This is a genomic window from Halobacterium bonnevillei (assembly GCF_009831555.1).
GTDB classification, from domain to species: domain Archaea; phylum Halobacteriota; class Halobacteria; order Halobacteriales; family Halobacteriaceae; genus Halobacterium; species Halobacterium bonnevillei.
Window position 1 is genome coordinate 1 of record NZ_WUUU01000125.1, and the last position, 9007, is coordinate 9007.

At 66.8% G+C, this 9007-nt stretch carries 11 protein-coding genes; 4 read left to right on the forward strand and 7 right to left on the reverse strand.

Going from position 1 to position 9007, the window contains the following annotated elements:
- Nucleotides 1-618, forward strand: a 618-nt coding sequence (locus tag GRX66_RS13410; protein ID WP_201293019.1) for a tripartite tricarboxylate transporter permease, incomplete at its 5' end; no start/stop codon positions are given.
- A gap of 10 nt (nt 619-628) precedes the next feature.
- On the opposite strand, the gene GRX66_RS13415 is transcribed toward GRX66_RS13410, so the two are convergent.
- The 6 genes from GRX66_RS13415 to GRX66_RS13440 all read right to left on the reverse strand — a co-directional run bounded on the left by GRX66_RS13415 (nt 629) and on the right by GRX66_RS13440 (nt 6133).
- Complete coding sequence (locus tag GRX66_RS13415; protein WP_201293020.1) at nt 629-961, reverse strand: cupin domain-containing protein; 333 nt, start codon at nt 959-961, stop codon at nt 629-631.
- A 143-nt stretch (nt 962-1104) separates the two neighbouring features.
- Nucleotides 1105-2610: an HVO_2922 family protein gene (locus GRX66_RS13420; RefSeq protein WP_159527016.1), complete on the reverse strand. Its 1506-nt coding sequence runs from the start codon at nt 2608-2610 to the stop codon at nt 1105-1107.
- Between the two features lie 171 nt (nt 2611-2781).
- Entirely contained in the window at nt 2782-2928 is a 147-nt protein-coding gene (locus tag GRX66_RS13425) for a rubrerythrin-like domain-containing protein (protein ID WP_159527017.1), read from the reverse strand.
- A 377-nt stretch (nt 2929-3305) separates the two neighbouring features.
- Nucleotides 3306-3935 (reverse strand): DUF6517 family protein, encoded by a 630-nt coding sequence (locus GRX66_RS13430; RefSeq protein ID WP_159527018.1) that lies wholly within the window; start codon nt 3933-3935, stop codon nt 3306-3308.
- Nucleotides 3936-4012: 77 nt separating this feature from the next.
- Nucleotides 4013-5494 (reverse strand): cysteine--tRNA ligase, encoded by a 1482-nt coding sequence (cysS, locus tag GRX66_RS13435; RefSeq protein ID WP_159527019.1) that lies wholly within the window; start codon nt 5492-5494, stop codon nt 4013-4015.
- Between the two features lie 162 nt (nt 5495-5656).
- Entirely contained in the window at nt 5657-6133 is a 477-nt protein-coding gene (locus tag GRX66_RS13440; protein ID WP_159527020.1) for a DUF7523 family protein, read from the reverse strand.
- 88 nt (nt 6134-6221) lie between these two features.
- Between GRX66_RS13440 and GRX66_RS13445 the strand changes: the two genes are divergently transcribed.
- Together GRX66_RS13445 and GRX66_RS13450 are read left to right on the forward strand one after the other, a co-directional pair.
- Nucleotides 6222-6566: an ArsR/SmtB family transcription factor gene (locus GRX66_RS13445; protein WP_325064115.1), complete on the forward strand. Its 345-nt coding sequence runs from the start codon at nt 6222-6224 to the stop codon at nt 6564-6566.
- A complete protein-coding gene (locus tag GRX66_RS13450; protein WP_159527021.1) occupies nt 6566-6868 on the forward strand; it encodes a DUF7521 family protein in 303 nt (100 codons plus the stop codon). The genes GRX66_RS13445 and GRX66_RS13450 overlap by 1 nt, the downstream gene beginning before the upstream one ends.
- Nucleotides 6869-6888: 20 nt before the next feature.
- Here GRX66_RS13450 and GRX66_RS13455 read toward each other — a convergent pair whose 3' ends face one another.
- Nucleotides 6889-8061 carry a LolA family protein gene (locus GRX66_RS13455; RefSeq protein WP_159527022.1) on the reverse strand — a complete coding sequence of 391 codons (1173 nt, stop codon included), beginning with the start codon at nt 8059-8061 and terminating at the stop codon, nt 6889-6891.
- Nucleotides 8062-8171: 110 nt separating this feature from the next.
- Between GRX66_RS13455 and GRX66_RS13460 the strand changes: the two genes are divergently transcribed.
- Nucleotides 8172-9007, forward strand: an 836-nt coding sequence (locus tag GRX66_RS13460) for a CbiX/SirB N-terminal domain-containing protein (protein ID WP_159527023.1), incomplete at its 3' end; no start/stop codon positions are given.

Consider the following 9007-nt stretch of genomic DNA (forward strand, 5'->3'; position numbering starts at 1 on the left):
TTGTTCGGTGCACCCGTCCTGCTGGCCGCCTACCGCGGCGCTGGCGTCCCCGAGCAGGACGACCCGGTGGTCGCTGACAGCCCGCGGTCGGTTGCCGGCCCCGGGTTCGCGGGGAGCCTCGCGGGTGCGGCAGTGGCCTATGTGCCCGGAGTGTCGGGCGCTATCGCAGCCGTGTTCGCAGTTGAGGCAACAGGTGTGGACGGTGACAGGGCGTTCGTCGCAGCGCTGTCCGGCGTCAACACGGCGAACACCGTCTTCGCGCTGTTCGCGCTGTTCGCGCTCGGCGACCCGCATACTGGCGTGCTCGTGGCGTTCGAGCGGGCATCGTTGCCGCGGACCCTGCCGTTACTGCTCGCGAGCATCGCGCTCGCGGCGTGCGCGGGCGCGGTGCTGGTCCCCGTGCTGGGCGACCGGTACTTCCGGCTGGTACGCGCACTGAACCACCGGCGACTGACGGCAGCGGTCTGCGTGCTGCTCGCGGTCCTGGCGTGGGTGTTCGCGGGGTGGCTGGGCGTCGGCCTCCTCTGCGTCGCGACGCTGGTCGGGCTGATTCCGCCGCACTTCGGCGCGCGACGCGTCCACCTGATGGCTGTGTTGCTCGTCCCGATAGCGCTCTGAGGACGCCGCGTCAGTCGCCGGCCTTGGGGGCGAAGAAGACGAGCGCGTCGGCGTCGTCGACGGCGAGCGGGGAGACGTCCTGTGCGCCGTCGAAGCGGATGGCGTCGCCGGCCTCGAGGTCGTGGACGTCGTCCCCGAGTGTGAGTTCGAGGGCGCCGGTGCGAACGTAGATGACGACGTGCGACTCGGGATGCTGGTGGGCGGGCACGCTGTCGCCGGCGTCGAGACTGAGGCGGACTGTCCGTGGCGGCGTCGTCTCGAACACCTCGGCGTGGGTGGTCTCTTCGAGCGCGTCCAGGTCTGTGACTTCAACGTCAGTGGCCGTTGCAGAATTCTCGGACATACTGCGTACCAGGGGACTGGAACCCCTCAGGTACCGGGCGAACATGTTCGCATGGGGGTTGCGTCCATGGGGTGCCTCCTGCGGGCTGAATTCCCGCGCCGGTCGAGCAAGGGGGACGCGTGGAGTGGCCGGATTCGGTGCCGTTACTCGACTTCGACGGGCGCGCCGGCAGCGTTGCGCTTCACGCCCTCGATGGCGTCGTGCACGGACGACCGTTCGCTGTAGCCCTGGCCGCCGTCAGCGATGATGTTGCCGTTCCGGTGGCGGAGCCGCCAGCGCCACTCGCCGCCGCTGTCCTCGTACACCTCGAACGCCGCGAAGCCGACGTCGAGCGCGTCCGCGTCGGGCGCGTGGCCGCGAACCCGCTCGACGGCGTTCTCCGCCTCGCTCCGGGAGCTGTAGCCTTCGCCGCTGTCCGCGACGACGTTGCCGTTCTCCGCACGGAGCCGCCAGCGGTACTCACCGGCGTCGTCCTCGTAGACGTCGAAATCGGCCTCTGTGACGCGGTCCTGAACGCTATCGGTCGCGCGGCGCGCGTCCCGGCGACGGCTGTATCCCTGCCCGCCGTCGGCGAGGATGTTGCCGTTCCTGTGGACGAGCCGCCAGCGCCACTCGCCGGCGACGTCGCGGTAGATCTCGAACGACGCGGGGTCGAACTGGAGGTACGAGCCCGGGCCGGCGTTCGCTTTCACGCCGTCGATGGCGCGCTCGGCGTTGTGGCGGGAGCTGTAGCCCTCGCCGCTGTCCGCGACGATGTTTCCGTTCCGGTGGACGAGCCGCCAGCGGTATTCGCCGGCGTTGTCCTCGTACACCTCGAAGGTGGCCTGGCTGTCTTCGGCTTCCGCCGGGAGCAGCGGGAGGTCGTCGAGGTCCGCCTCGTCGGAGACGTCCTCGAGTTCGTCGGCGTGCAGCGTCCCCGCGCCCAGCGCGTTCCGGCGGACGCTCTGCATTCCCTTCTGGGCGTTGTGTTTGCGGGTGTATCCCTCGCCGCTGTCGGCCACGATGTTGCCGTTCCGGTGGCGGAGCCGCCAGCGGTACTGGCCGGCCTTGTCCTCGAAGAGTTCGAACTGCGCCTGGCTGGTGCGGATTGCGTCGAGCTCGCCAGCGAGTTCATCGCGCGCCGTCTCGGCGGCCTCGCGTGCCTTCCGTTCCTCCTCCAGTCGCATCTCGGTCTCTTCGGCACGTGTCTCCGCTGCAGTCGTCTCGGCCGCCGAACGCGTCGACGTGACCAGCGGCACGAGCACGGCCCCCGCGGCGATGACGGCGATCCCGACGATGTAGAGGCTGATGACGCCCTGGTGGCCGGTCGCGACCTGCCACTCGCTCGGGAAGACCATCGTGAACCAGACGATGGCAGCTGTGCACAGTACCAGGCCGACGTAGACGGCCAGCGTGGCGAGCCGCTGGAGCGGGAGCCGGATGACCGGGCCCGCGATCAGTAACGCGAACCCGGCGGCGCCGAGCGCGATGCTCAGTTCGCGGGTCGAACCGGCCGACTCGCTCGGTAGGAACAGCGCCATGCCGACGATGCCTAACAGCAACCCCAGGACGAACACGAGGTAGCCGTACGCTTCGTCGGCCGTCTGTGGCGAGCCAATCTGGCGTTCGTACACGCCGACGAGTCCACCACTGTCATCTGACACTGACATGTGCGTACATAAGATAAACTGTGAGTACAAAAGACTATGCGTGGAGACGTTGCTGCCGGGGATTGGCTGGTAGTCGGCAACCAACTGGCACCAATCGGTGGGTGACAGGTCAGTCCCGTTTCCGGTTGCAGTTGCGGGCGGTTCCGGACGCGAGCGATGGGGACGCGGCCGCTATTCGCGTGGCACGGCGACGTTGCGGACGCGACTTCCGCACTCCGGACAGTCGATGAGTCGGTCCTCGCTCTCGATTCTCGCGAGGCAGTCCGTGCACTCGTAGCGGTGTATCTCCGGTCGCGTGTAGGAATCTGTTCGAACCATCGTATGCTACGGTTTCACAAGCAATCGTGGTAAGAGTGACCATAATACTGAATAAGGGGATAAAAACAGAGCAGAATCTAACTAATACTGAGTAGAACTGAACATACATTGGAAAAGTTCGGGAAGTGCTTATTTCTGTTTAGTTTTACTTCTGCACGTAGGCTGGCCGCGAACAATTGTTCATTTACCAACAGTTGTCCTGGGGCGTCTTCACCGCTCACTCGTTCCAGTCCTCCGATGCCCGGATTCGAACCCCGAGGCTCCATCAATGTCCAGTTTTCCGCAGTAGTGTCGGGTCATCTGAGTGCGACCGACCCCCGGACTGCGAAAAGAATCCGCGGCGCGTTCGTGACCAGTAATCGGCGTCTACCGGGATGTCAGTGCTCGAGGCCTTCGAGGAGAGTGTCGACGCGCTCCTGTTCGCCGTCGAGCTGCTGCGGGTGGATGGCCACGCCGACCACGAAGTCGCCGTCGTGTTTCACCTTCGTGACGTGCACGTAGACGTCGACGTCCTGGCCGCTGAGCGTCGCGGTGCCCTCGAACTTCGAGACGTCGGCGGACTCGGTCAGCACTGTCAGCTCGCGAGCCCCGACTTCGTCACCGATCTGGAGGCCGTCGTACTGCTCCTGGGCGAGGTTCGCGAGTTCCTTGTTCGAGTAGTCGTCGATGGGGTTGAACGACTGCCCGACGACGCTCACTTCCGGACTCGCGAACGTGGAGAACACCGCCGCGCGCTGCTCCCCAAGTCCGGCCAGGCTGACCGTTCGCTCGTACATCGCGACCTGGTTCGTCACCGAGACGTTCTTCGACTGGCCGGCCGCCGAGAACTCGCGCTGGACTTCGGAGGACTCCACGGAGACCTCCTCGTAGTCGGTCTCAGCGAGCGCGCTCTCCGACGCGGTTGCCTCCGATGCGGAGAACTCGACTGGGCCGTCGAGGATGCCCAGACACCCCGTCGTGGCGATTAGTACCGCCAACCCCACTGCGACTGTCGTCTGTCGATTCATGCTGGACAAACGGCCACCTGCCGGGATAAGCTTGGTGGCCTATTTGTCCGTCGTCCAATACGATCCCGCGGCAGACCTCAGAGCCGGTAGGTCGAGCCGTCGTCCGTGTCCTCGACGGTAACACCGAGGGCCTCCAGGCGGTCCCTGAGTTCGTCGGCGCGCTCGTAATTCCCGGCCGCTCGCTCTTCCTCTCGAATATTCAAAACGAGTTCGACGAGGTCGCCTGCCAGCGTCGCGTCACCGCCGTCGGCCGCACCGAACTGGAACCCGAGCACGCCGCCACCCAGGTCCTCGAACGTCTCGATGGCGTCCACGAGGCCGCGGTAGTCGTACGCTTCGACCTCGTCGACGTACCGGTGGACCGCCGACGCCAATTCGAGCAGCGCGCTCACCGCGCCGCGTGCGTTGAAGTCGTCGTTCATCGACGAAGTGAACGCCTCACGGGCGTCCACGACGGCGGCTCGGAGGTCGTCGTCCTCGACTTTCGCGTACGCGTCGACGCTGTCCGCAGCGTCGGTCGCACGCTCGTAAGCCCGCTCGACGCGCTCCCAGCGCTCCTGGGCCTCACTGATCGTCGCCTCGGAGTACGTCTGGCGCTGCGTGTACGACGTCGACACCAGGAACATCCGCACGACGTTCGGGCCGAACTCCTCGACGGCGTTCTTCGTCGTGAAGTAGTTCCCGAGGCTGGAACTCATCTTCTCGCCGGCCGTCTCCAGCAGGCGGACGTGCAGCCAGTACGTCGCGAACTGGTCGCCCGAGGCCGCCTCGCTCTGCGCGATCTCGTTCTCGTGGTGGGGGAACACGAGGTCCTGACCGCCGACGTGGACGTCGATGCTGTCGTCGAGGTGCGTCGTGCTCATCGCCGAGCACTCGACGTGCCAGCCGGGCCGCCCCTCGCCCCACGGCGACGCCCAAGTCTGGCCCGCTGGCTCCTCCAGGGGCGGCAGGTCGTCGCTGCGGTGTTCGTTCGCGTCTCCGGGGTCGACGGCGCCAGCCTTCCAGAGCGCGAAGTCCGCGGGGTGGCGTTTCTCCGCGCGGTCGGACTCCGCGCCCTGGGACTCGATCTCCTCGACGTCCTGTCCGGAGAGCTTCCCGTAGTCCTCGAACTCGGTGACGTCGAAGTAGACCGAGCCGCCGGCCTCGTACGCGTACCCCTTCTCGACGAGCGTCTCGACGATCTCGATGATCTCGGGGATGTGCTCGGACACCCGCGGATACACTTCCGCGCGGTCCAGGTTCAGGTCCCGCATGTCTTCGATGACCGACTCCACGTAGTGGCGAGCGACCGCCTGCTCGGTGTCACCGAGGTCGCCCTCGCCGGTGCGCGCGACAATCTTCTCGTTGACGTCCGTGAAGTTCTGGACGTGGCGGACGCCGTACCCGAGGTGTGAGAGCCACCGCACCATCACGTCCGACTGCACCCAGAGGCGAGCGTGCCCGAGGTGTGAGTCGTCGGAGACCGTGAGCCCACACGTGTACACGAGCACGTTCTCGGGGTCGTCGGGCTCGAAGGGCTCTCGCTCGCCGGAGAGGGTGTTCGACACGTACAGCGACATATGCCCGTAGGTAGACGCGCCAGCGTTTGAAGGCGTCGGAATCGACAGCGACTGTCGGTGCCTTCGACGACGCGGAGCGCGTTCGCTATTCGGCCGGCACACCGCCTCGGGGCCTTCCTCCGGGAGAGTGCCCGGGTTTTACTCCGGGACGGTGTTCAGGCTTTACTCCGGGACGCCCTCCAGGGCGGATTCGACGACGCGGAGTGCGTCCGCGCCGTCCCGCCGGTCGACCACCACCGCGAGCGTGCCGTCCGCGACGCCAGCGGCGTCCGGGTCGATGTCCGCGACGTGCAGGCGGTCCAGGACGGCTGCCAGCGTCCGCGCGTCCACGTCCCCGTTTGCCAGCAGCCCCGTAAGTCGCCCTTCGCCGGGCGCGTAGCCGCGGCCCGCGACCACCAGCACTCCGTCCTCGCTGGGTCCGAGCCCAGACTCCATCGTCACGCTTCCCGCCCGCTCGGCGACGTCCAGCGGCGGGAGATCCTCCGCGTAGCGACGCAGCGCAGCCGAGACGGCGTCCTCGTCGCCCTCGACGTCGAGAAAGCGGGCCGCGGCGGCGTGGTTCACCACGCCAGCGCGGAGCGCACGCCGCAGGAAGGGGTGGTCGTCGACCGCCGCGCGCGTCACCGACGCCTGGCTCATAGGACTCCATCGGAACTCGGCGCGCATTAATCTCAATGGTTGCGAGCGACGACCCGAGTTTAAATCCCCGTGGTGAGTACGACGCGTCGTGAGCGAGGACAGCGAACCGACGGCACTACTTTCGTTGCTCGACGACGAGCACGCTCGTGCCATCCTCGCAGCGGCGAGTACGGAACCCATGTCCGCCAGTGAACTGAGCGAGGCCTGCGACGCGTCGACGGCGACCGTCTACCGACGAATCGACGACCTGACCGACCACGAACTCCTCGAGGAGTCCATCAACGTCCGGTCGGACGGGAACCACCACCGCGTCTACCGCGCGACGTTCCAGCGGTTCACGCTCGAACTCGAGGACGGCGAGTACACGACCGAGGTCGAGTGCGAGACCGAGGACGTCGCCGACCGATTCACACGCATGTGGGAGGGACTCTAATGAACGCGCTCTACATCACCATCGTCGGCGTGTCGTTCGCTTCGACCGTGGTCGGTCTGTTCATCGGCTACCACGCGTATCGAGGCTTCCGCCGGCACCAGAGCACGGCGATGCAGTACCTCTCGGCCGGCCTCATCCTCCTGACGGCCGTCACGTACACCGCGGCCTTCGCCGGGTCGGCGCTCCTCCGGTACGGCGTCATCGACGGCACACTCCGGCAGCCGTTCACGCTGACGGTGCGGCTCCTCCAGCTAGCGGGCTTGCTGTGTATCGCGTACTCGCTGTACCGGCGGCCGTCGTAGCCCGACGCGATCCGAAACGGTCACTCGCAGGCGATCGACTCCGCGACGGCCACCAGGTGTTCTCTGTCGAGGTTCGTCGACACGACGGAGTACTGGCGGTCCTCGCAGGACCACATCAGTAACTGGGACTGTCCCGTCGTGAGGTACTGCCCGTCGTGGCCGGCGACGGTGACGTTCTCGCCGGTCGAGAGCCCGCTGGACCCGTTGGACACGTAGTCCATCTTCGAGACGCTGATGAAGTCGCCGTCGCCGTTCGCGTACCGGAGGTTGACTTCCGTGACGTTCTCGCCGAACAGACGGGCCTGCTGGAACTCGTAGCCGTCGGGAACCTCGGGGTCGGGAACCGAGAGCTCGGTGTGGTCGCGGAGTTCGGCCACGGTGTCGAACGTCTGTGTCGAGATGTTCAGCGTGTCGACGGTGGCGTCCTCGGGCACCGAGAACTCGAAGGCGTCGTCCGAGAGATCGGTGTTGAACGTGACGCTCGTCAGTTGCGTCGTGGTCTCGATGGTGCGGTTCCCGTAGTCGAGGACCTGGTGTGTCTTCAGCGGGTAGTAGTACTTGCTGTCGAGCCACAGCGTCTGATTGAGGCTGAGGGCGGCCTCCGACGTCGCCGTCATCTCGAAGCCGTGTGCGGTCCGGTCGGCGACGGTCTGCGTACCGAGGTACTCGACGTCGAAGCCCTCGATCGCGTCCGCCGGAATCGGCGAACCCCCCGTGGCGGGGACGACTGGCAGCGGGGAGACGCCGCTGGAGGGTTCTGCGACCTCGTCGCTGCGCGCGGCTGCGACGATGCGCGCGAAGTACTCCGAGCGGTTCTGGCGGGCCGTCGTCCGGGTTTCAGTCTGCGGGACGCGAGTGACGCTGTTGTCGCTGGCGTCGTAGATGAGCGCTCCGGAGTCGTTGACGACGGTGACGTCGCCGGCGCGGTCCGCTGGCTCGCGGACGCGCTGGAACTGGCGGGGCGGGTCGCTGGTGAAGTCGATGCGGACGGTCGACCGACTCCCGTTCGTGGTGTTCCCGTAGTCGATGGTCGACTTCTGGACGGCCTCGAGACTCTCGAGGGACTCGTACCGGTCGACGACGTCGACGTCGGGCGGCGACTGTCCGGACTCACCGAACGACGGGAGGGCGGTACAGCCGCTGACGACGAGGAGGACGGCGACGGCGGCGGCGAGGAGGGTCCGGTGACGCATTTCTGCTCTAGCATTAGCGTGCTGGCAAATAAATGGGGCGAAACTCGCCGTTTTTCGGGGACGCCGCCGGGAGCGAAGTTCCTAAGGACGGTTCGCCCCAACGGACGGGCATGCAAGCGCTGGTCATCGTCGGCCACGGCTCGCACCTCAACCCGGGTTCGTCTGACCCGGCGTTCACGCACGCGGACACCATCCGGGCGTCCGGCGCGTTCGACGAGGTACGGGAAGCGTTCTGGAAGGAGGAACCGTCGTTCCGCGAGGTGCTGCGGACGCTGGAGTCCGAGGAGGTGTACGTCGTGCCGCTGTTCATCTCGGAGGGCTACTTCACGGAGCAGGTCATCCCACGGGAACTCCGACTCGGCGACTGGGACCCCGGGAACTGGGACTCGGATGGTACCGACGCCGACCACGTCACGCTGCGCGCGACGGACGTGGACAAGACCATCCACTACTGCGGCCCGGTCGGCACCCACGACTCGATGAGCGACGTCATCGTGCAGCGCGCGAAGTCGGTTACGGGCGACCCCGACGTGGGGGATGGATTCGGCCTGGCCGTGGTCGGTCACGGCACGGAGCGCAACGAGAACTCCGCGAAAGCCATCTACTACCACGCCGACCGCATCCGCGACTCGGGCCGCTTCGAGGAGGTGAACGCCCTCTTCATGGACGAGGACCCAGAGGTCGACGACGTCACGGAGTTCTTCGACGCCGAGGACGTCGTGGTCGTGCCGCTGTTCGTCGCCGACGGCTTCCACACCCAGGAGGACATCCCCGAGGACATGGGCCTGACCGACGATTACAGAACCGGGTACGACGTCCCCGCCGAGGTCGACGGCCACCGAATCTGGTACTCGGGCGCCGTGGGCACGGAGCCACTGGTCGCCGACGTCGTCCTGGAGCGCGCCGCCGACGCGGGCGCGGACGTGGGGGACGCCGTCGAGCGAGT

Bases quoted from the DNA above. Each gene is read 5' to 3' on its own strand.
- GRX66_RS13420 (WP_159527016.1), bottom strand. From the start codon at position 2,610: ATGTCAGTGTCAGATGACAGTGGTGGACTCGTCGGCGTGTACGAACGC.
- GRX66_RS13430 (WP_159527018.1), bottom strand. From the start codon at position 3,935: ATGAATCGACAGACGACAGTCGCAGTGGGGTTGGCGGTACTAATCGCC.
- cysS (WP_159527019.1), bottom strand. From the start codon at position 5,494: ATGTCGCTGTACGTGTCGAACACCCTCTCCGGCGAGCGAGAGCCCTTC.
- GRX66_RS13455 (WP_159527022.1), bottom strand. From the start codon at position 8,061: ATGCGTCACCGGACCCTCCTCGCCGCCGCCGTCGCCGTCCTCCTCGTC.
- GRX66_RS13450 (WP_159527021.1), top strand. From the start codon at position 6,566: ATGAACGCGCTCTACATCACCATCGTCGGCGTGTCGTTCGCTTCGACC.
- GRX66_RS13440 (WP_159527020.1), bottom strand. From the start codon at position 6,133: ATGAGCCAGGCGTCGGTGACGCGCGCGGCGGTCGACGACCACCCCTTC.
- GRX66_RS13415 (WP_201293020.1), bottom strand. From the start codon at position 961: ATGTCCGAGAATTCTGCAACGGCCACTGACGTTGAAGTCACAGACCTG.
- GRX66_RS13425 (WP_159527017.1), bottom strand. From the start codon at position 2,928: ATGGTTCGAACAGATTCCTACACGCGACCGGAGATACACCGCTACGAG.